This is a genomic window from Nitrospiria bacterium, from assembly GCA_036397255.1.
GTDB lineage: Bacteria > Nitrospirota > Nitrospiria > DASWJH01 > DASWJH01 > DASWJH01.
Genome location: DASWJH010000046.1, coordinates 58,884 through 81,360 on the forward strand (window position 1 = coordinate 58,884; position 22,477 = coordinate 81,360).

Annotated in this window: 22 protein-coding genes; 5 read left to right on the forward strand and 17 right to left on the reverse strand. The window is 43.5% G+C overall.

The annotated features are described in order from the left end of the window. The first annotated feature begins 16 nt into the window (after window positions 1-16). A complete protein-coding gene (locus VGB26_05765; protein HEX9757289.1) occupies window positions 17-343 on the forward strand; it encodes an FmdB family zinc ribbon protein in 327 nt (108 codons plus the stop codon). Between the two features lie 8 nt (window positions 344-351). On the opposite strand, the gene purE is transcribed toward VGB26_05765, so the two are convergent. From purE to guaB, 10 genes are all read right to left on the reverse strand, one after another. After that, window positions 352-861, reverse strand: a complete 510-nt coding sequence (gene purE / locus VGB26_05770; GenBank protein ID HEX9757290.1) for a 5-(carboxyamino)imidazole ribonucleotide mutase — start codon at window positions 859-861, stop codon at window positions 352-354. 61 nt (window positions 862-922) lie between these two features. Further along, entirely contained in the window at window positions 923-2,215 is a 1,293-nt protein-coding gene (purD, locus tag VGB26_05775) for a phosphoribosylamine--glycine ligase (protein ID HEX9757291.1), read from the reverse strand. A gap of 45 nt (window positions 2,216-2,260) precedes the next feature. Next, window positions 2,261-3,823, reverse strand: a complete 1,563-nt coding sequence (gene purH, locus VGB26_05780; protein HEX9757292.1) for a bifunctional phosphoribosylaminoimidazolecarboxamide formyltransferase/IMP cyclohydrolase — start codon at window positions 3,821-3,823, stop codon at window positions 2,261-2,263. A 207-nt stretch (window positions 3,824-4,030) separates the two neighbouring features. Next, window positions 4,031-4,723: a lysophospholipid acyltransferase family protein gene (locus VGB26_05785; protein HEX9757293.1), complete on the reverse strand. Its 693-nt coding sequence runs from the start codon at window positions 4,721-4,723 to the stop codon at window positions 4,031-4,033. 232 nt (window positions 4,724-4,955) lie between these two features. Beyond that, entirely contained in the window at window positions 4,956-5,273 is a 318-nt protein-coding gene (locus tag VGB26_05790; GenBank protein ID HEX9757294.1) for a hypothetical protein, read from the reverse strand. 73 nt (window positions 5,274-5,346) lie between these two features. Continuing rightward, window positions 5,347-7,119 (reverse strand): aspartate--tRNA ligase, encoded by a 1,773-nt coding sequence (gene aspS, locus VGB26_05795; GenBank protein HEX9757295.1) that lies wholly within the window; start codon window positions 7,117-7,119, stop codon window positions 5,347-5,349. Then, window positions 7,119-7,844 carry a pseudouridine synthase gene (locus VGB26_05800; GenBank protein ID HEX9757296.1) on the reverse strand — a complete coding sequence of 242 codons (726 nt, stop codon included), beginning with the start codon at window positions 7,842-7,844 and terminating at the stop codon, window positions 7,119-7,121. The genes aspS and VGB26_05800 overlap by 1 nt, the downstream gene beginning before the upstream one ends. 158 nt (window positions 7,845-8,002) lie before the next feature. Next, on the reverse strand, window positions 8,003-8,236 hold the full coding sequence (locus VGB26_05805) for a hypothetical protein (protein ID HEX9757297.1): 234 nt from the start codon (window positions 8,234-8,236) through the stop codon (window positions 8,003-8,005). A 94-nt stretch (window positions 8,237-8,330) separates the two neighbouring features. After that, the gene (gene guaA / locus VGB26_05810) at window positions 8,331-9,905 is read right to left on the reverse strand and encodes a glutamine-hydrolyzing GMP synthase (protein HEX9757298.1); all 1,575 of its coding nucleotides are present in this window, start codon (window positions 9,903-9,905) and stop codon (window positions 8,331-8,333) included. 176 nt (window positions 9,906-10,081) lie between these two features. Continuing rightward, window positions 10,082-11,551 carry an IMP dehydrogenase gene (gene guaB / locus VGB26_05815; protein ID HEX9757299.1) on the reverse strand — a complete coding sequence of 490 codons (1,470 nt, stop codon included), beginning with the start codon at window positions 11,549-11,551 and terminating at the stop codon, window positions 10,082-10,084. A 326-nt stretch (window positions 11,552-11,877) separates the two neighbouring features. On the opposite strand from guaB, the gene VGB26_05820 reads away from it, so the two are divergent. Then, window positions 11,878-12,480, forward strand: coding sequence for an FmdE family protein (locus VGB26_05820; GenBank protein HEX9757300.1), 603 nt, complete (start codon window positions 11,878-11,880; stop codon window positions 12,478-12,480). Between the two features lie 211 nt (window positions 12,481-12,691). Beyond that, window positions 12,692-13,852 carry an MFS transporter gene (locus VGB26_05825; GenBank protein ID HEX9757301.1) on the forward strand — a complete coding sequence of 387 codons (1,161 nt, stop codon included), beginning with the start codon at window positions 12,692-12,694 and terminating at the stop codon, window positions 13,850-13,852. Window positions 13,853-13,858: 6 nt separating this feature from the next. On the opposite strand, the gene VGB26_05830 is transcribed toward VGB26_05825, so the two are convergent. Further along, window positions 13,859-14,932, reverse strand: coding sequence for a hypothetical protein (locus VGB26_05830; protein HEX9757302.1), 1,074 nt, complete (start codon window positions 14,930-14,932; stop codon window positions 13,859-13,861). Between the two features lie 270 nt (window positions 14,933-15,202). Between VGB26_05830 and nfo the strand changes: the two genes are divergently transcribed. Next, complete coding sequence (gene nfo / locus VGB26_05835; protein HEX9757303.1) at window positions 15,203-16,045, forward strand: deoxyribonuclease IV; 843 nt, start codon at window positions 15,203-15,205, stop codon at window positions 16,043-16,045. An 8-nt stretch (window positions 16,046-16,053) separates the two neighbouring features. Here nfo and VGB26_05840 read toward each other — a convergent pair whose 3' ends face one another. From VGB26_05840 to VGB26_05855, 4 genes are all read right to left on the reverse strand, one after another. Continuing rightward, on the reverse strand, window positions 16,054-16,491 hold the full coding sequence (locus tag VGB26_05840; protein HEX9757304.1) for a hypothetical protein: 438 nt from the start codon (window positions 16,489-16,491) through the stop codon (window positions 16,054-16,056). A gap of 208 nt (window positions 16,492-16,699) precedes the next feature. Continuing rightward, window positions 16,700-17,038 (reverse strand): hypothetical protein, encoded by a 339-nt coding sequence (locus VGB26_05845; GenBank protein HEX9757305.1) that lies wholly within the window; start codon window positions 17,036-17,038, stop codon window positions 16,700-16,702. 65 nt (window positions 17,039-17,103) lie between these two features. Next, a complete protein-coding gene (locus tag VGB26_05850; GenBank protein HEX9757306.1) occupies window positions 17,104-17,991 on the reverse strand; it encodes an ABC transporter permease in 888 nt (295 codons plus the stop codon). Next, entirely contained in the window at window positions 17,984-18,901 is a 918-nt protein-coding gene (locus VGB26_05855; protein HEX9757307.1) for an ABC transporter permease, read from the reverse strand. The genes VGB26_05850 and VGB26_05855 overlap by 8 nt, the downstream gene beginning before the upstream one ends. 14 nt (window positions 18,902-18,915) lie before the next feature. Here VGB26_05855 and mutY point away from each other — a divergent pair, with 14 nt between their 5' ends. Beyond that, window positions 18,916-20,070 (forward strand): A/G-specific adenine glycosylase, encoded by a 1,155-nt coding sequence (gene mutY / locus VGB26_05860; GenBank protein ID HEX9757308.1) that lies wholly within the window; start codon window positions 18,916-18,918, stop codon window positions 20,068-20,070. Between the two features lie 5 nt (window positions 20,071-20,075). Here mutY and VGB26_05865 read toward each other — a convergent pair whose 3' ends face one another. Together VGB26_05865 and VGB26_05870 are read right to left on the reverse strand one after the other, a co-directional pair. Continuing rightward, window positions 20,076-21,434, reverse strand: a complete 1,359-nt coding sequence (locus VGB26_05865) for a DUF2330 domain-containing protein (GenBank protein HEX9757309.1) — start codon at window positions 21,432-21,434, stop codon at window positions 20,076-20,078. A 55-nt stretch (window positions 21,435-21,489) separates the two neighbouring features. Then, window positions 21,490-22,404, reverse strand: a complete 915-nt coding sequence (locus tag VGB26_05870; GenBank protein HEX9757310.1) for an RnfABCDGE type electron transport complex subunit D — start codon at window positions 22,402-22,404, stop codon at window positions 21,490-21,492. Window positions 22,405-22,477 lie beyond the last annotated feature (73 nt).

Sequence of the window (22,477 nt, forward strand, 5' to 3'; positions counted from 1 at the left end):
GGAGGAAACAAGAACCGTGCCCATATATGAATATGAGTGTAAAAAATGCGGACACCGCTTTGAGGTCATTCAAAAGTTTAGCGATGAACCGATTAGTATCTGTGAAACGTGCGGAGGAAAGGTATCTAAGCTGCTGGCCGCCCCAGCTTTGATGTTTAAAGGGACAGGTTGGTACGTCACTGACTACTCTTCCAAAGGAAAGAAACCGGTAGCAAAAGAAGGCGATGGAAAAACAAAAACTGAAAAAGATTCTCCTAAAACGGGACCAAATAAAAAATCTGATAAACCTTCAGCCGAAACCAATAAGAAATCAACCGAAACCAAAGAACCTAAGAAAAAATAGCCCTCATTTTACCGTTTAGAGGCCTTTCGTTCAATTTTTTGGGCTTTAAGGGCGACACCTTTTTCTAAAGATTGTTTATACCGGGTAAATTTTGCAGATAAAGTTGAAGAGGTTAGAGCTAGAATTTGTACCGCCAAAAGTCCCGCATTAATGACCCCCGCTTTTCCGATACCCACCGTACCCACAGGAACTCCGGAAGGCATTTGCACCGTTGACAAAAGCGAATCCAACCCATTTAGGCTGGAGGAAGGGATAGGAACGCCAATAACCGGAAGTATGGTCTGGGCGGCAATGGTCCCTGCCAGATGTGCCGCTCCCCCCGCTCCTGCGATTACTACACGGATCCCCCGACGAATCAGTCCACTCACAAACAAATGGGTCCGTTTCGGGGAACGATGGGCTGATGTGATGACCACTTCATATTGAATTCCAAAATCCTGAAGAACTTTTCCCGCCTCTTCCATTAATGTAAGGTCTGAGTCGCTTCCCATGACAATACTGACGGCTGGTTTACCCACTTTTTTCTCCTTCCCAATCCACTTTATTAAAACTTCATTTGAGACCCGGGGGCCCTACATTTTATGAGGTCAGCACTTTTTTAGCGATGTCCCTGCGATAGTAGGCTCCATCGAAAGAAATTTTTTCCACAGCATTATAAACTTTTCTATGAGCATCAGGGAACGATTTTCCAAGGGCAGTAACCGCAAGGACCCGACCCCCATCCGTGTACCACTTTTCGTTTTCCATTTGGGTTCCGGCATGAAAAATAGATATATCCGAGGACTTCTCCGAAAAGCTTATGCCTTTAATCTCTTTTCCTTTTTCATAAGATCCCGGATAACCCTTCGATGCCATAACAACGGTAATGGCCTTTTGATCTTTAAAAACCAATGCGTCTTCTTTTAATTGTCCGTTTGCCAATTCCAAAAAAACCTCAATTAAATCCGTTTTAAGTAAGGGTAAGATGACTTGCGCCTCGGGGTCCCCCAATCGAGCGTTAAACTCCAGGACATGAAGAATTTCCTCCTCTTTTGGGTTGTTTGAGGGGGAAATCATTAACCCTGCATAAAGAAAACCCCTGTAAGGCCGGCCCTCCTTGGTCATGCCCTGAATCGTGGGTTCAATCACCTCTTTGATGATTCGGCTGCGAAGACGGTCGGAAATCAAGGGAGAGGGTGCAAACGCACCCATCCCACCCGTATTAGAACCTTGATCCCCGTCCCCCACCCGTTTGTAATCTTGGGATGAAACAAAAGGACATATTTTTTCTCCATCCGTTAAGACAATAAAACTGACCTCTTCCCCTTGAAGAAATTCTTCAACCACACACCGTTTACCGGCGTCTCCAAAGCATTCACCTTCCATCATATTGGTGACAACCCCAGTAGCCTCTTCTTCGGACTGAGCGATAATCACCCCTTTTCCACCCGCCAGACCATCTGCTTTAATCACGTAGGGGGGCGGATTTTTTTTAAAAAATGCAGACGCTTCCTGGACAGAAAAAACGGTATCCCCTTTTGCATTAGGAATCCCATTTCGCTCCATAAATTCCTTTGAAAAAACCTTGCTACCCTCAATTTCAGCCCCTATGGCAGTGGGCCCCACGATGGCCCGTCCTTCTCTTTCGAAACGGTCCACAATTCCCAGGGTTAAGGGAATTTCTGGTCCAACAACTGTTAAATCAATTTGTTCCCTTTTGACAAAAGAGAAAATATCTTCAATGCGGTTCACGGAAATGGGGTGTATATGGGCAAGTTGCTGGATTCCGCTGTTTCCTGGAACAGCAAAAAGTTTTTTTACCAAGGGACTTTTGGATAACTTCCAAACCAGAGCATGCTCCCGCCCCCCCCCACCGATGACTAAAACCTTCATGGCTTATTTATCCCTTTAAACCGTTCTAAAATGGCCCCCCCCCCTTTAGTGCCTGAAGTGTCTCATTCCCGTAAAAACCATGGTCATATTTTGCTCATTGGCTGCCTGTATGACCTCCTCATCTTTTTTCGAGCCCCCGGGCTGAATGATGGCGCTGATCCCCTCCTGAGCCGCATGATCAATTCCGTCCCTAAAAGGGAAAAAAGCATCGGAAGCCATAGCACAGCCTTTAATGGGCAACCGGGCTTTCATTGAGGCCAACTTAACCGAATCCACTCTGCTCATTTGTCCCGCTCCGATTCCCACCGTCTGTTTTTCGGTGGCAAAAACAATGGCATTGGATTTAACATGCTTGCAAACTTTCCAGGCGAAACCCATGGCGTAATATTCATTAGGGGTAGGTTTTCGGACAGAAACGACTTTAAGCTGGGTCAGTCCAGGGATGGTTCCCAGATCTCTATCTTGAAGTATCAACCCTCCTACCACTTTTCGAAAATCCAATCCAGTGGGTTTTCCCTTAACGGAAGGTCCAATATCTAAAAGCCTAAGGTCCCGCTTTTTCTTCAATATTTCTAGGGCTGAGTCATCAAACCCCGGGGAAATGATCACTTCAATAAAGGTGGAAGACATTTCACGGGCAGTGGTTTCATCCACCCTCCGATTCAGAGCTATCACTCCTCCGAAGGCCGAGATAGGATCGGTCTCCCTAGCCTTTTGATAGGCTTCTGCCAGAGAGGGCCCAGAAGCCACACCACAGGGGTTGTTGTGTTTAATGATGACCACGGTTCCTTCTTCAAATTCCTTTACCAATTCCAATGCAGAATTCGCATCGAGAATATTGTTAAAGGACATCTCCTTTCCATGCAGTTGAGTTGCATTAGCAATGGAAGGCTCAATGGGTTGAAGTTCACGGTAAAAAGCTGCTTTTTGATGTGGGTTTTCCCCATAACGAAGATTTTGGATTTTTTCCATATGAATTGAAAACAATTGCGGAAATTGAGAATCTGTTGTATCCGAATCTCTCTCTTCAAGAAAGCGGGTTATCGCCAGATCGTAATTGGCGGTTAAACGAAAGGCTTTTACCGCAAGGTGCAAACAGGTTTGACGAGACAGGGTTTTTTCGTTTTTTTGTAATTCATCCAGAACCAACCTGTAATCCGCAGGGTCAACCAAGACGGCAACATCCCGATGATTTTTCGCAGCGGATCGAAGCATCGACGGCCCTCCAATATCAATATTCTCCACCGCTTCTTCAAGGGGACAATCAGGTTTTTGAATGGTTTCTTCAAACGGGTAGAGATTGACCACCACCATTTGAATGGGTTTTATTTGATGTTGTTCCATTTGGTTGACATGTTCGGGATTTTCCTGAACCCCCAGAAGACCACCATGAACTTTAGGATGCAGGGTTTTGACCCTTCCATCCAAAATTTCTGGAAACCCTGTGTATTGAGAAACTTCGGTTACCGGAATTCCCGCTTCCCGTAAGGATTTAGCCGTTCCTCCGGTGGACAGAATTTCTACTCCTAGGGAAGACAACTCCTTTGAAAAGTCAATGATTCCATCCTTCTTTGAAACACTGATTAATGCCCGCTGAATTTTTTTCATTTTAACCCTCGCTGAGGCCCTTGATGACCACATTTCGGCAATGCAAACAAATAAATCATTAAAATAATAGTTAAACCAGGTAACACCAAATTGTTTTTAAAAAAACAGTATACTTAAATTTGAGAAGAAATTTCAAATAGAAAAGTTTTCTTTAAGAGTTTTTCTTCCATAAAATCCGAATAAAACAAGGCGATTTCCCCAGAAAATTTACCCTGAATCTTTCATTAATACAAGGATAGAGTTCATTACTTCATCCACAATGACCTGGGAAACCTCTTTGGTATTTGGAACATGATCAAATGAAGAAAAATTCAAAGAGGGTCCGTAGGTAATAATTATTTTCCGAAAAAATCGAGGCCAAAATCTTCCTTTGGGCAACACCTGCTCCGTTCCCTGAAGCAAAACTGGAATGATTTTATTCGGTTTTCCAAAATGAATCACCCTGCCAACACCAGGTCTTCCTGGCAATAAATCCCCTGTTGGTGAACGCCTTCCCTCTGGGGCAATAACAAGGACATTATCCTTCGCCATTTGGACCATAGAATCCATAGCCATCTGGTCCTGCTGACCTCTCCGGACAGGAAAGGCACCCCAGGAATATAAAAGGTAACGAAGGAATGAATTTTTAAAGAGCTCTTCTTTAGCCGGGGCTTTCCACCAAACCGGGGAAAAAAAAGGCATGCTGGTTACCCCAATGACAAAGGGGTCTATCGCCGAAATATGATTGTAGAGAAAAAGAACCCCTCTTTCCCCTTTTTTCGGAATGTTTTCCTTCCCCAGTATGGTCACATGATTAAAGATCCGCAAAAGCACAATCCAAAAGGAAAGGCCAAAGAAATGCCACAGGTTTAAGAAAAAATGAGGCCCTTTTGAAAATGGATTGGTCACGTCTCCAAGCATTTACCTTTTTCCCTTATATTTTCTGAAATCTTTTAGGCTGACTTAAATTATTTTTTATAATTAATTTCATAAAGCGGATTAGTTTCGGCCCGAGCGAATGGATTCCAAAATGTCGAAAAGTTGAAAAATCTGATGTAAAAGGAAGGTTTTTTTTTATAAAGAGAAGCCCATCATCGGGCGAGGGAAAAGCGGAATGGGGGGCAACACCCATTAGGGAGTTGCCCCCAACCGATTATTTCTTTCTTTTTGGTTTTTTAGCCGCTTTTTTTGTTGTTTTTGTTGTTTTTGCCTTTGTTACTTTTTTGGTTTTCTTTTTTGCTCGCCCACCCCGAGCCATTTTGGTCCGAGAGACATCACCCTGCTTGTCAATGAAGTATAGAAACCCTGCCTCACGCTTGACAGCAGTTTTTGTGACCTTCACAGGCTTGGATGGCTTGTGTTTGCCACCCCCGCGAGCCATTTTGGCTTTGGAGACATCTCCTTGTTTGTCTAAATAATAAAGCCAACCCTTTTCTCGCTTGATTCCGGCTTTTGCAACTTTCTGTGCCATATGTTCTCACCTCCTTTAGCTTTTGGATTTCTTCTGTTCCACCACCGATAGTGTCACCCTCTGGAAAACGGCCCTATTCTACACGATCTAATTTAATATGCAACTCTTTTAATTGTTTTGGATCTACTTTGCTGGGGGCCTCTGTAAGAGGGCAAATGGCCTTTTGGGTCTTTGGAAATGCGATAACATCCCGAATAGATTCCGCCCCACTGAGGAGCATGATCAGACGGTCTAACCCAAATGCAATTCCCCCGTGGGGAGGAGCCCCAAAATCCAGCGCATCCAATAAAAAACCAAATTTTTCCCTGGACTCTTTTTCATCCATTTTTAATAAAGTAAAGATTTTTTTTTGCATTTCTTGACGATGAATACGGATACTCCCCCCTCCCACTTCCTGTCCATTCAACACGAGATCATAGGCACGGGAACGGACCTTAAGAGGGTCGGTATCCAATAAGGGAATATCTTCCTCTTTGGGGGCAGTAAAGGGATGATGAATAGCCACAAACCGTTTTTCAACAGAATCAAATTCAAATAAGGGAAAATCGGTTATCCAAACTGGAGAAAATTGATTTTGATCAATTAACCCCTTTTTCTCCGAAAGGCTTAAGCGAATTTGGCCCAAGGTTTGGTGGACAACTTTTTGTTGGTCAGCAACAAAAAACAGTAAATCGCCCTCTTCTCCACTGAGTTGAGCGGAGATTTGCTCCAGGATATCAGGTTCAAAAAATTTAGCAATCGGGGAGTCATATCCTTTTTGGGTAACCTTTATCCAGGCCAGCCCTTTTGCGCCTAATGACTTTGCTTTTTCCACCCACGCATCTAATTCGCTCCTGGAAAACTGGGCGAATCCCTTTGCGTTTAAACCTTTGACATACCCTCCCTGCTTTAACGCATCCTGAAAAACCTTAAATTTTCCATTTTGAACCACAGCAGATAAATCCTTTATTTCCAACCCAAAACGAAGATCCGGTTTATCGGTTCCATAACGGTTCAAAGCCTGATGGTATGAAATTCTTTGAAAAGGACGGTCTAATTCAATTCCTTTTGTTTCTCTAAAAACAGTCGAAACAAGATCTTCCATTAGGCTGAGGATATCCTCCTCCTGGATAAAAGACATTTCGACATCCACTTGAGTAAACTCGGGTTGTCGATCCGCCCGAAGATCTTCATCGCGAAAACACCTAACGACCTGGTAATACCGTTCAAACCCGGAAATCATAAGAAGTTGCTTGAAGAGCTGGGGGGATTGGGGAAGTGCGAAAAAAGTCCCAGGATTCACACGGCTTGGAACCAGATAATCTCGCGCCCCTTCAGGGGTACTCTTGGTTAAAAAAGGGGTCTCAATCTCCAAAAACCCATTCCTGTGAAGAAATTCCCTGAAACCTCGAACCGCCTGGTGTCTTAATTGAAAAATTTTCTGGATGGAGGGTCTCCTTAGATCCAAATAACGGTATTTCAACCGGACCAATTCTGAAACATCGCTCTCCTCCTCTATGGAAAAAGGAAGGGGTCTTGATGGGTTCACAATTTCAATGAAATCGGCCAAAATTTCAATTTCACCGGTTTTAATATCAGGATTAATGGTTCCCTCGGGCCGTTTCACCACCTTCCCCGAAACGGCAAGAATAAATTCGTTTCTTACTTCATGGGCAACGTGGTGGGCGTCTGTGTCGCTTGCCGGGTTGAATACCACCTGTGTAATCCCTTCCCGATCACGAAGGTCTAAAAAAATCAATCCTCCATGGTCTCTTCGTCGGTGAACCCAACCTGAAATATAAACTATTTCCCCAACCTCATGGGGTGTAAGCGCTCCACAGGAGTGGGAACGTTTAAAGCCTGTCATCAGCGGGAACCCCACTTCCTGAGGAGGGTGACCTCCTTTGGATTTAAAAATCGGAATTCTCCCACGGAAAGGCCTTTTAAATTTAAGGGACCATAGGCCACACGTTTGAGTTTTATAACCCAGTGACCTACGGCTTCAAACATTCGCTTAACTTGTCGGTTTCTTCCCTCGTGAAGGGTCATTTCTATCCAAGAATTCTTTTCAGTAAGCCCTTTTTTTTTGACACTGACGGGAACCGCTTTTTTTCCACCAATCTTTACCCCTTTAGTAAGTTTTTCAAGGACGTTTTCGGGTATTTCTCCTCTAATTTTGGCAAGATAGGTTTTGGGGATTTCGTGCTTAGGATGCATTAGAGTTTGGGAAAAATCCCCATCGTTGGTAATAATTAAAATTCCCTCGGTATCGAAGTCGAGCCGGCCAACCGGATAAACCCTTTGGCGTATTCCCTTGAGAAGCTGGATCACGGTGGGACGGCCCTGGGGATCATGTAAAGAGGTAATAAATCCGCGGGGTTTATAAAGAAGAATATAGACCTTTCCGGGAGAAGGATTGATTTTTTTTCCATTGACGCAGATTCGATCCTTTAAAATATCAGCCTTGGCCCCCAGGGTATTGACCCTATGGCCGTTCACGGTTACTTTTCCAGAATCAATTAACTGTTCGGCCTTGCGGCGGGAAGTTATTCCAGCCTGGGATATAATTTTTTGAAGACGTTCTTCCATCATTTTTTAATCGTTTATCCTCGGAGTGCAGGGACTATAACAAAAAGAGAGAAATAAGGCAATCCTTATTCAAATGGGAAACCTGGAGCGCAAAGGAATTTTAAAATGGGTGGAGGGCCCGAACGATTCGGAATTGTTTTTTCCATGTCTTATTTTGAAAATTAACGCTCCCGGCATTGATCCCATGGAACCATTACAACTTTTTCCGGTGAGATATCGGATTCTAAACATTCAATCATTCGGCCATTTTGGAGTTCGACCTTCCAAGCGGGTTGCTCATTTATTTGTATGGCCTTAACCAATCGCCCCCGAAATTCCCTTACCACGATGATTTCTTGGGAATCTGGGGTTTGCTTTTTGGTTCCCTTCACTTTAATGTTTTCCCCTGGATTCATTTTTCTCTCCCTGAAAATTATTAAAATAACTCCCTAATGAGGGTGCGTCTTTCCCATGTTCTTATCATAAGAAAGGGTTTTAAATTTGTAAGGGCTACTCCCATTCGATAGTACTTGGAGGTTTGGATGAAATATCATAGACCACTCGGTTTATTCCTTTGACCTCATTGATGATTCGATTGGAAAGGAGTCCCAGGAGGTCATAGGATAAACGCACCCAGTCTGCCGTCATGCCATCAGTGCTATGGACCGCCCTAATCGCAATCACATAGTCATAGGTTCTTTCATCTCCCATAACCCCGACGGTTTTTATCGGTAATAGGACCGCAAAAACCTGCCATATCTTCCGAGTCAGCCCCTCCTTTTCGATTTCTTCCGTTACAATATGGTCTGCTTTTTTAAGCATTTCCAGGCGTTCTTTGGTGATGGGTCCTAGCACCCGAACGGCCAAACCGGGACCTGGAAAAGGTTGTCGCCATAGAAGACCCTGAGAAAGCCCCAACTCTTTTCCTACTTTTCTAACCTCGTCTTTAAAAAGTTCCCGTAAAGGTTCGATTAACCTTAATCGCATCTTTAGAGGAAGGCCCCCCACATTATGATGGGTTTTAATGGTAGCAGAAGGTCCCTTAAACGACACGCTTTCGATGACATCGGGGTAAAGGGTTCCTTGAACCAAAAATTTCACTTTCCCAATGGACCGGGCTTCCTTTTCAAATATCCGGATAAATTCATTTCCAATAATTTTTCTTTTTCGCTCAGGGTCATTTACATTCTTTAATTTTGTTAAAAATGAATCCGTTGCATCCACATACCGAATATTGAGATTTAACTCCTTTCGATAGGTTTCCAAAACCTGGTCCGATTCCCTAAATCGAAGGAGCCCATTGTTGATAAAGACGGAGGTTAATTGTTTTCCAATGGCTTTATGGACCAGAGTGGCCGCAACGGAAGAATCCACCCCGCCACTTATTGCACAAATCACTTTTTCTTTTCCGACCGTTTTTCGAATTTCTTCGATACTCTGGTTAACGAAGGACCGCATGGTCCATTTGGGTTGGCATCCACAAACCCCAAATATAAACCCATTTAAAATCTCCTTTCCCATAGGGGTATGAACCACCTCAGGATGAAACTGTAAACCAAAAAACCCTCGATGGGGATTCCCCATGGCTGCATAAGGGGAGTTTTCCGTGTGGGCCATAGGAGAGAATCCTGTTGGGAGAGCCTCAATTCGATCACCATGACTCATCCAGACGGTGTTTTTCTTTCGATCTCCATCAGTTCGTGAGAGGTGTTCCATAATTCCCTGAAAAAGAATTCCGGGGTCGTCAATTTTAAGCTCTGATGGGCCATACTCTCTTCGTTGGGCTTTTCCCACTTTACCTCCCAAAAGATGGGTCATCAATTGCATTCCATAGCATATCCCCAAAATTGGGATACCGAGGTTAAAAATCCCTTTATGGATAAGAGGGGCTCCTTTTTCATAGACACTGGAAGGGCCACCAGACAAAATAATCCCTTGGGGTTTAAAATCCGTTAATTTACGAAAGGGAACCGTACAAGGTTGTATTTCGGAATAAACGGAACTTTCCCGGATTCGGCGGGCAATGAGTTGGGTATATTGGGAACCAAAATCAACAATTAAAATCTTATCAAATGTTTTATCCATGAGAAAATTAACGGAAGGAATACATGAAGTTCTTTTTTGGGAATGGGTCCGGACCCGATACGGGGTGGGAATTATCGGAATTATTTGTTTTAAATTTCAGTTTTCAAACTCCATGTTAAAATTTTAGAAAGGGATAATTATGTAGACTGATGAGGAGAGCCAATGGGAGAGAAAAGTTACATTTCCCACTCTCGGCGGTAATTGGGCGCCTCTTTTGTAATGATCACATCATGGACATGACCTTCCCTAAGGCCCGCTTGTGTGACGCGGATAAACCGTCCCTTTTGACGTAATTCCTCGATTGTCCGACAGCCGCAATAACCCATTCCTGACCGCAAACCCCCGACCAATTGAAATAGAACAGCTGATAATTGGCCCTTATAGGGAACCCTTCCCTCAATACCTTCAGGAACCAATTTAGCGTCAATTTCAGCTTCCTGAAAATATCGGTCTCTTCCTCCCCGGACCATAGACCCGAGTGACCCCATTCCCCGGTATACTTTGTAACTTCTTCCCTGGAGAATAATGGATTCACCTGGAGATTCCTCCGTCCCCGCAAAAAGGCTTCCAATCATTACCGATGATGCCCCTGCAGCAATGGCTTTGGTAATATCTCCTGAAAATTTAATTCCCCCATCCCCAATCACGGGAATTCCCAAACGGTTGGCAACTTCCGCGCATTTGGCAATGGCTGTAATTTGCGGCATTCCGGCCCCCGCAACCACCCGTGTGGTGCAAATGGAACCCGGCCCCACCCCCACCTTCACCGCATCGACTCCCGCTTTGACCAACTCCTCCACTGCTTCTCCTGTTACGATGTTCCCACCCACAAGATCCACTTCAGGGTATTTTTTCTTGATCGCCCGGACCATTTCCAAAACCGCATCGGAATGACCATGTGCGGTATCCACGGCAATGACGTCGATTCCAGATTTCACCAGGGCATGGGTTCTTTCCATTTCTTCTTCACCTACACCCACGGCGGCCCCAACCCTCAGACGGCCCAGGGAGTCCTGGCAAGCATTCGGATATTGAATCTTTTTTTCAATATCTTTGATGGTAATCAAACCTTTCAATTCAAAATTTTCATCCACCACAGGTAATTTTTCGATCCGATTTTTTTGAAGAATTTCCTTGGCCGATTCTAAGGTGGTTCCCAGTGGGGCAGTGATGAGTTTTTTATGAGTCATGATCTGGGAGACTTTTAATTTCCCGTCGGATTCAAACCGAAGATCCCGATTGGTGAGGATTCCCACTAGTTTTTTATTCTTGGTTACCGGGATCCCGGAAATCTGATACCGGGCCATGAGGTGAGTCGCATCATGAATAAATTGATCGGGAGAAATGGTAATGGGATCCATAATCATCCCACTCTCCGATTTTTTTACCTTATCCACTTCGGTTGCCTGCCGATCAATGGGGAGGGCTCTGTGAATAAAACCCAAACCCCCTTCTTGAGCAATAGCAATGGCTAGGCTCGATTCAGTCACAGTATCCATTCCAGCACTGATAATAGGAATATTGATTCGAATGTTCCGGGTGAGTTGTGTGTCCGTTCTTACATCCCGAGGGTGGACACCCGATCGTTCTGGGATTAGCAAAACGTCATCAAAGGTGAGGCCTTCATCTAAATTCTCATGCAGCATAGCAATCCCTACGCATTTATGGAAAAATAACATATTGTTTCCCTCATCGTCAAGAGACTCCTACTTTTTGGAAGAAAAGTGATTTTGGAAAGATAAAGCAATTAAATTAATTAGATGTTTTTTATCCTTTATCTTAAATTGGATTGTGAATTATTTTTAGAATTTTCGGGAGGGGTAAAAAATAGATCTCCCGTAACGGTTTACCATTATAAGACATTGAAAAGAATACCTTCTTCAACAAAAAGGAAGACCTTGCAATTAATTTAGAATTTCGATAAACTTAACCGATTATCGTCTTTGGAAATAAGGAAAAGGAGAATAACTGTATGAAATCATTCCAAGAAGTAGTCGATTTTCACCGCCATTTATGTCTGGATATTGCTATGGGATATCGGATTTCCCAGGCAGCCATGCGTGAAATGGGAAATGAAGTCTCAAATATGAAGCAGGTAGTAGCCATGGTTGAAAACGAAACTTGTGCCATTGATGCCATTCAGGAATTCACCGGTTGTACAATGGGAAAACGGAATTTAATTTTGACAGGCGTTGGAAAACCCGTATACATCCTAATGAATACCAAAACCCGCAATGCCGTTAGAATTTATTGCCATTTCTGGGAAACCTTTGATCCTGATGGAGAGTTCAGTAAAAGGAGGCGCCATGCTGCCTCTTCCCTTGCCACAAAAGAAGAGGCTGAAGCCTTCCAAAAGGAAATACAATCTAAGATCGATGAAATCATGAACGCCCCTGAAAAGTCCCTTTTTTCCATAAAAAAAATGACCATGGATCCACCCCCTAAATCCGGAAAATACCAAGCTGAGGCCTGTCAAAATTGTGGGGAGTTTACCCATGTGGGACGTTTTCAAACCATTGACGGGAAAAAATATTGCAAAAGTTGTGCTGATTCCTTGACCGTCAAGCAAACATAATCGGTGCTTTTCTTCTCTTAAAAATTAACTTTCAGAAACCCGGCGAGCTAAACATTAGTAAATGAGATTACCTTGGTTATCCGGGAATCCGCCTAAGCAACCTGAGGGCTTTTTTTGGGGTTTCTTCCCCTGCCCCGTTAAACTAAAGAGCTTTTTTCAATCGGTTGGAATTAGAAAAAGAAAAAGCCTATCCTCTTCTTAAATTGAATGCATGAACGTTGGCCGGCCCTTCCTTTTCCGAGTTTTTTACTTTTCATTTTTTGCCTGTCTTGGAATCTATCTCCCCTACTTTAACCTCTATTTAGCCGATTTAAAGTTTCAGGGGTGGCAAATCGGCCTCATGGCAGCCATCCCTCCCTTTCTAAAAATATTTTCTACCGCAGCATGGGGCTTTCTTTCAGATTATTGGCATGCCCGAAGGGGCCTAACTGTTTTGGGTTGTCTCCTGAGCTTTTTTTTCTTTTCGTTTTATATGTGGATTGAAAATTTCTGGGGTATGGTTCTAGTCATGGTGGCTTTTGGGGTTTTTTGGACCCCCACCCTCCCCCTTGTGGAAGCGACGACTCTGGAAGTGATTGAGCAGAGGAATTGGGATTATGGGAAAATCCGGTTATGGGGATCCATTGGGTTTATCCTTTTATCCACCGGATTTGGTTTTATTTTGGATCATACAACCACCCGATGGGTTATTTCGGGAATGCTTGTTTTTCTAGCCCTCAATGTCATCTCTGCAATACGGCTTCCAAGCCCAATGGTGAGTGTTTCGGACAACCAATTTAAATTAACCGGTTTTTTAAAACGCCCAGAGGTTATCTTATTTTTGACCTGCTGTTTTCTGATGCAGGCCAGTCATGGAACCTATTATGGATTTTTTTCAATTGCCCTGGAAAATACCGGATATTCCAAAGCAACCATTGGTTTTCTTTGGGCAGAGGGGGTTGTGGGAGAAATCTTAATCATGGTATTTGCGGGGCGTTTGTTGGCCCAACTGGGAACCCTCCCATTGGTGACGCTTTCACTTCTCCTGGCCGCTCTGCGATGGGGGATATGTTCAATCACCTTGTCAGTGGTCCCCTTAATTATCGCCCAGCTCCTGCATGCCTTTTCTTTTGGTTTGTTTCATGTGGCTTCAGTATTTCAAATACATCAAATGGTTCCCCGGCCATTGAGGGCCAGTGGACAAAGCCTTTATAGCAGTGTTTCCTATGGAATGGGAATGGGGTTTGGATTGGTTTTTAACGGTTTTTTTTTCAAAACCATTGGACCCTCCCCTCTCTTTGCATTCAGCGCTGTCATGGCATTAGTGGGGGCGGGATTGATTCTTTTTTTGGATCAAATTCAAGGCCAGCTGGTGGGAGAAAGAAGTACATAAATTTTTTTAAAAATAGTTTTTAAAGGGTTTTTTTAAATCATACATTTTCCGTTGAACCCCGGCAATACAAACATCTCTTTTCCACCCTGTCAACTGCTGTTGGCATCGGAGCAATCCATTTTTTGGGTGATATTTCCCCATCCGCTCCGCAGCCCCCTCAATACACATATATTGATCGTCTTTATTCCCAAAACCACATACATAGCTGATTGGCACGTTTCCCGCGGCAATGTTTCCCATATGGGCGTTGCCTACTCCATGAAAGCAACCCAACCGGTATTTTCCTTTTAGGGCCGTACACTGTTTGACAATATCGGTAAATTCTCCTCCATGAGCAAAATGGTTTCGAAAGACATGGACCATTTTATACCGAAAACAGGCCGCGGGGAATTCCTCGGAGTCACAGGGATAAAAAAGGGATTCCCCTTCTTTTTTGTCCTGTCCCCGGACCGCCACATATTCCATATAAGCCCCCGTTGCACAATAGTATTTTAAGGCCTCTTGATCAAACAGCCTGCAATGCCCAAGAGCCCTTGGAATATCATAATCCAAGACAAACATGACGGCATGCCCCACAGCGTGTGAACAATCACCTTCTTTATACATTTGGGTGACTGAGCCTTGATAACAAATTTCAGGAATGCGATCTTTAATCGATTCTACCAGAGAATGAACTTGGTGTTCGGAACTGGCCGGGCCATGAGAATGTCCGTTTTCCTCCAATTTAAATACCTCCATAAAGACACCATGCATGCACCCGGAATAACAGCCATCTTTGCAGGTTCGTAAGGAGGAGCCCAAATCATTAAGCTTGGAGAAAATAACCTTTCCCAGATCATGGCCTTCCCCATGGCATTTGGGGGATATTTTTTGAACCACATCCATTATTCCATTGACGCCAATCTGATCAATATACTCTTCATAGAGTGGACGAAGTGCGGTGTGTTTTGTGATTTTTATAAATTTTTGAGAAAACTGTTTGCGTTGGTCAATTGTTTTTTCTAACGGGACCTGAAGTTTCATTGGCTCATTTGTTTTTTCTTCTACGGAAAATTGAGAAGAAGGCCGCTCAATATTCATGAAAACGAACACCCCAGCAGCTCCTGAACCAAGTAAAAGTAAAACAAATAATGATTTTTTTGAAACCATTTTTTCCTCTCATATTAAATTCAACCCCTAAGGGTCGATTTCAAAACATTGTAAAAAAAACTAAAATCCGCTAAATTATACTAATTCATTCACCTTTTTGGCAAATCCATCTTCATTTTCCATTTTTCCTTTGATCGCTTTTAGGAGAGGTGTTAATTTTCTATTATTTTTAATAATACTGGAAAGGAGGAAATCCTAGAGATGAAATTGGGTTCCCATATGTCCATTGCAGGTGGATTGGATCACGCTATTCTTCGGGGAGAACAGGTTGGGTGTGACGCCGTTCAAATTTTTACCAAGAGCTCTACCCAATGGGCCGCAAAACCTCTCAACCCGGAGGATATAAAACGGTTTAAAAAAAAATTAAAAAAGTCTTCGGTTTCAATGGTTTTTGTTCATAATTCTTATTTAATTAACCTGGGAAGCCCCAACCAAGAGGATCGGAAAAGATCGGTGTCCGCTTTTTTGGAAGAAATGGAACGGGTGGAAACGCTTAATCTTCCCTATTTGGTTGCTCACCCTGGCGCCCACCTGGGGGCTGGGGAAGAAGAGGGTCTTCGTTGGATTGCTGAGAGTATCAATACCCTTCATCTAAAAACCAAGGGTTATCACATGAAGATTCTTTTGGAAACCACAGCGGGTCAGGGAACAACGCTTGGACATCGGTTTGAACACTTGAAAAAAATTTTTGATCAGGTTGAAGGGTCAAACCGGTTAGGAATCTGTTTTGATACCTGTCATGTTTTTGCAGCCGGCTATGATATAAGATCGCAAACGGGTTATCAAATGGTGATGAAAGAGTTCGATAACGTGGTTGGACTCCAGCGGATCAAGGCATTTCACCTTAACGACAGCAAAAAAGATATTGGATGCCGGGTGGATCGCCATGAACATATTGGAAAAGGGTTTATTGGAAAAGAGGGTTTTAGTGCACTGATGAAGGATTCCCGTTTTAAAAATATTCCAATGGTTTTGGAAACCCCAAAGGGAAAGGAAATGCTTGAAGATTTGGAAAATCTCCGGTTTTTGCGCTCCCTGGTATAGCGGGAAATTCACAAACTCAAGTTTTCGATGAACAATATTTTAGGTAAAAACACGTTCCGGTGGATTCGAACGCTATAGAGGCGACCCTCTATAAACTCAAAAGAAAAATTTCGATTGGAATAACGGCTTAAAACCCCGTTGATATTCTCTACCCGTTCCTCCAAATCGGGTTTTCCAAATACCCTTTCAACTAAATTTCTGTGGTCCCCTAATTGAAGACCCCGCAATAATGGGCGGTCTAATTTTCCTTTCCCAGTGACTTGAATTCCTGACAATAAACCGGGTCTTTTTTTCGAGAAAGAAAAGACCAAATAGGTCTCTTTGTTTTTATTTAAAAAATAGATCCAATGAACTTCTTTTTTTGTTTTTTTGGTTAGGTTAGGTTTTCCCTGGACTTTCAGGATGTGTTCTACCTGTTCGCCTAAGGAATATCCAAATAGCCTCACCTCCTGGGAGAATGCCTCCCCTTGGAGAAGGGCAACTGCAACTGCCAAAAAGGGTAATATTTTTATTATTTTAAAACAATTTTTCCGCACATTTTAAAGTTACCAAAACCCCCTGATGTGTCAAGTCAGGGGGTTTTCAGCTTAATCCGAATGGGATCAAATTGTGAAAAAAGTTAAGGAAATGAGGACTCCAAAAGAAAACTTTTTTTTACCAGGTGTAGGTAAACAGATTCAATTCCAAGCGGTTTGAAGGAGGAACCTCCTGGTTGAGGGAATGGAAATGAGGAAGAGATTTTTTAGGAGATGAAGAAAAAGAGGTTTTGAGTGCCAGCTTTTTATTTAGATCTTTTCCTTGTTGCTCCTCTTCTTTCTTTTGGGCAATTCGGGAAGAATAGGTGACGTGAAAATAATATCCGACCATTCCAATCAGGGCCCCTCCCCCCACGGAAATTGAGATATAGACCTTTGTATCAGCCCAGGCAGAATTTGGAGAAGAAAAAAACAAGGCTACAGATAAAATAAAGATGGAAAGGGTAATTTTTTTCATTAGCGTTAATTTTAGTTTAACCGGCTCTTCCGGTAAAGGATTTTTTTCTGAGGTTGGTTTGCGCGTTATTGGGATCGGTCCATACTGGGGTCAAAGGCGTCTCTTAACCCATCCCCAAGGAAATTAAAGGCTAAAATCGTGGTAAAAATGATTGAACTGGGAAATAAAATGAGATGGGGAGAAAACCTCATCGCTGCCCATCCTTCGTTAGCCAGGGTTCCCCAACTTGCATCCGGGGGGGCAATACCAATTCCAATAAAACTTAACGTTGACTCTGCCAAAATGGCAGCGGGAATTCGAAATGTAACCGTCACAATTAACAATCCTAAAGTATTGGGCAAAAGATGGCGAAGAAGAATCCAGGTATGATTTGCACCTAAAGCCACTGCTGCTTCAACATAGGTCTGTTCCCGGAGTCTTAAGACCTCCCCGCGCACCAATCGAGCAACCGTCACCCAACTAACTAAACTCAAAGCAATGAGAATACCTAAAATTCCTCTCCCGATAACCATGTTGAGGAGAATAATCAAAAGGAGGTCAGGAAGCGCATAAACAACGTCAACCCCCCTCATCATGATTTGATCGGTCCGGCCCCCAATATACCCCGAAACAGCACCGTAAAGTGATCCAATGATCAACGCAGAAAGAGCCGTGACGATCCCGACGGTCATGGAAACACGGGTACCAAAAAGAGTCCTGGAGAATAGATCCCTCCCCAGACGATCCGTCCCCATCCAATGCTCGAAACTGGGGGGTTGCAATGTGGCAGAAACGTCCTGTTCCTCGAAGGAATAGGGAGCCAGGATGGAAGCGAAAAAAGCCAATCCCACCAAAAGAAACAGAAACGTAAAACTCACACATGCGGCTTTATTTTTTCGAAACCTTGCATAAAACCCATGCCAAGGTGAGTCCGAAAGTTGCCAAGGGTGTAAAGGGGCGCTGATTTCAGTCAACTCTGGTCCTCGGATCCAAATAGGTATAAAAAAGGTCAACGATTAGATTGGCCAAAACAATCAGTAAGGAATAGACCAGCGTCACCCCCATGATCAGGGGATAGTCCCGGTTGGTTACTGCCGTTACAAAAAACTTTCCCATCCCTGGGACCGAAAAAATAAATTCGATGACGAAAGATCCAGTAACCAAAGCCGCGGTTAAGGGACCTAAAATGGTCACGATGGGAGACATTGAATTTTTCAAAATATGTTTAAACAAAATCGTAAATTCCCCCAAACCTTTTGCCCTCGCAGTAGTAACATACTCTTTTTTCATCACCTCTAAAACGCTGGAACGGGTTAGTCGTGCAAGGTAAGCAGCTGGTCCAGCTCCCAGGGCCATTCCCGGTAGAACGGTATAACGCCACCCTTCCCAAAGGGCGGGAGGAAAAAAATGAAATACATTTGAGAAAATAAAGATTAAAAAAGCTGCCAAAACAAAACTGGGAAACGAAATTCCAATGGTTGCAAAGAACATTCCTGCGCGATCGATCCATGAATTAAAAAACACGGCAGAAAGAATTCCCGAAGAAAGCCCTGCAAGAATGGAAAAACCTAAGGCGATTAAACCCAACTGAAGGGAAACGGGGAAAGAGTCTTTTATAATATCATTAACACTCCGACCGGTATATTTGTAAGAAGGACCAAGGTCACCGTAAATGAGGTTTTTCATATAAAGGAGGTATTGGGTACCAAAGGGTTGATCCAGGTGGTATTTGGCTTCTATGTTGGCTAGGATTTCGGGTGGAAGTTTTTTTTCCTGGTCAAAGGGTCCCCCGGGCACCCAATGCATGATTAGAAACGTAAGGGTAGCAACCACCCATAATACCGGAACGCCCCAAAGGATTCTGCGGAGGATGAGAAGGCTCATGGGGGTGTACTATAATGCACCAAGAGGTTTATTTCAACAAAGGGTTATGGTATAGATTACCGATTATGAAAACACGGCACCGATCCTACCTTCGTCTCTGTCTTCTTCATTGGTATGATAACCAAGGAAGAAATTTGCCTTGGAGAAAGACCAAAAACCCCTACCATATTTGGCTTTCGGAAGTCATGCTTCAACAGACTCAGGTTACTACGGTCATTCCCTACTACACTAATTTCCTGAAAACTTTCCCCACCCTTTACACTTTGGGCCGCTCAAAGATTTCCAGGGTTTTAAAACTTTGGGAGGGCTTGGGCTACTATTCCCGAGGAAGGAACCTTCACCAAGCCGCCCGTTTAGTCCAAAAGAATTTTAAGGGACACATTCCTACCTGCCGGAGAGAATTGGAGAGCCTTCCTGGAATTGGACGATCCACGGCAGGGGCCATATTAAGTCTTGCCTATAACCAACGGGAACCTATACTAGATGGAAACGTAAAGAGGGTTTTGTCCCGTCTTTTTGCGGTTAAAGAGAGTCCAAAGGATCCCCATGTCATTCAAAAACTCTGGGTTTACTCTGAGCAACTGCTTCCTCTGAAGAGAGTCTCGGATTTTAACCAGGCCCTGATGGATTTGGGAGCTACGGTTTGCACCCCGAAAAATCCCCAGTGTCACCTCTGCCCCATTGAGAGGTGTTGCCTTGCAAAAGCAAACGGAGAGGAAAACCTCATCCCTGTTTCAATCAAGAAAAAACCAGTTCCCCACCGTTATTTTTTGGTAGGTATCGTTAAAGACGAAGGAAAAATTTTAATTCAACAACGGCCCCACCAGGGTTTATTGGGAGGTTTATGGGAATTTCCAACCTTTGAATTGGATTGCCCTCCGGAAACCAACGGGAATCTAACCAAGGAGTTGAATAAAAAAATGGGATTTGATGTGGAGGTCCAAAATGGGATGAAACCTGTTTCCCATACCTACACCCATTTCAAGGGACACTATCACCCTTTTCTTTGCCTCTTTCGGGATAAAAAAAAGAGGGGTCAGTGGCTGTGGGTTCCACCAACCCGTATTTACAATTACCCCTTTTCAAAGGTATATCAAAAAATGATCCAACAAATGGACTCTTCTGGTTTCACCTCGGGAGAACCTTTAACAAGTTTTGATTCATTTTAACCTCGTCAATCCCAAATCCACTGGTACCATTTTTTGTCCTCCACAATATTTTCAATGTTCATTTTATCTCGAATCTGATCGATGTCCCAACCGGTTAGAGAAGCCAGTGTCTGGGCCTCTTTTTCCTGCCTTTCCCTTAGATTTCTCCGGTAAGACGCAACCTCCGTACACTCATCTTCTTTTTTCCAAGGGTGACGAAGAACATACCGGGTTTGAAAATTCCGCTGATCGGAGGTTTCCTGGAAAACCAGGTCCTCTGGAAAATGGGCCGCGTCATACCGGACATGCAAACGGGTTAGAAATACCTCTTGGGGTCCCCCTTGGGAAAGTCCAGGGATGACTTTTCTTAAGCCTTTTTTCGAGGGTCCATCATTAAGCCAGTAGACACCCAATTTCCGTAACTCATTCCTCGAAAGGGGATCCGCAGCGCAGGGATCGCACCAGTTCATATCCCACGCATACTCCTCAAATAAGACCCGCATATCTTCCTTCTTTGCTTGGTGAGAAAACATATCCTCGTAAAAACGACCGAAATGTTTCTCCTCCTTGAGGTATAAAGGAAGGTCTATTCCTGTGGGTAGTTTCACCGTACGGTAGTTGGTGGTCTCCACCCTTCCCTTTCGTGTCAAGGTGTAGATAAAAATTTCCTGAGGACCATCCGCGTTAACCATTCCCAGCCGAATGGGAAGCATAAATTTGGGGGATTCATAGGCCACTTGAAGGGGCCTTAAGGAGGAAAATCCCAACTTGGTTTTCTCTTCAAGGTCGACCTTTGCCACAAAAAACTTCATCCCTTGCTTGATATAACTATTTAGAACCTTTTTAGCCCGTTGAGGAACTTGGTATCCGTTTTCTCGGAGCCAACTTTCTAGGCCGTTGCTTTGTTTAGCCGAAAGAATCAGAATGTCGTATTCGCCAACCGTATAGTGTGCTTCAATAGTTACTCCCAAGCTATGGGCTCTTTCCCTTTTAAACTTTAAAGCACCAGAAGGAAGAGATTTCAATTCACTTTCATCCATTTGATAAACACGGCATGGATTCCCATCAAAATATTCCACAAGCCTAGGAGAGGAATAAGCATCAAGATGATCTAGGAGGGCCCTGTCCCCCACATGGATTTGATCTCTTCCCAAAAGGGTGGGAACCGGAATCACCATTGCAAATTCCTTCGGATCACCTTTAAAATCATTACTCATTGTAATGACGGTTTTATCATCATGGCGAGCCAATACCACCTGCGAGGCCTTGTTAAAGAGTTTTGTGTCGGCCTTGGCTACATAAAACCCGCAAAAAGAAGAAGCAATTTGGGGGAAAATTATTGTTCCCAAAAACAGGGTTACACCAAAAATGTTTTTAATGTTCATAATAAACCTCCTTTTAATTAATGATTTTCTCCAAAAAAGACTCTTTCCCTCTCCCTTAATCCCTCCCCCTTTGACTGGGGAGGGAAGGTGGGGGTGAATGGGTTCGCAAAAATTCCGTAACGTTTTTTCCCAGTTCCCTTACATTTTGTATCTCTTTCCCTGGAACAAATCTCTTCCATTGAAATGCTCCTCCGGGGAACCACCGATCGATGAATGGGGTGGTCAATGAAAAAATTGCAAGAGACCATATGAGTCCGTTGGGTCGGAATAATATAAAATGGACAACTCCCGCACCGATCGCTACTAAAAGGGCAAATAGAATTCGCCCTGCCCTGGAATTTGGTGTGGTTTTAGGGTCTGAAATCATAAAAAAAGTGAAAAGGAGAAATGCTCCATTTTGGAGAATGTGAAGTGGAATTGAAAAAGGCTGCCCTAACCAAATGGCTCTTCCAAAAACAATGGCCAGGTAGAAAACTAGGAAGGCATAGGTGACATCACTTCTTGACGACCGATTAACCACTAACCCTCCCAAACAAGCCATTAAAAACCCAAAAAAAGCCAGGCTTCCCCACTGCCCAGGGGACACCCACGCATCTCCAGTCAAAAGGATGCACACAGCAATTCCAAAATTGGTTGGGTTAAAGAGATGTTTTCCCTTCCATCGAAAGATAAATTTGCTCCCGATTGTTACTATGGCAATGAAAATGGCGGTGAAATCCTGGTTGGTCCGGAGAAGAAGGCAAAGAGAGAGCCCGGAAATAAGAGCACTTTTCGGGTCAAATTTAGGAAGTCTCCAAATGCAAGTAAAAAGAAATTGGGATATAAGAGCCGTGATGGGAAAGATTAAAAGACTAATTGTTTCAATGTCAAAATCAAGCCACCCGATTCCGTAAATGAGGAGCCCTGTAAGGGTTGAGATTTGGTATACACGGGGATCTAAAGGTCTATAGGTTGAAGGTTTAAGCGCCATTTTAGGTCCTTTCTTTTTTTAACTAACCCTTTAGACAAGGGAGACCTAAAATAGTTCCATTTTTTTTAGGAAA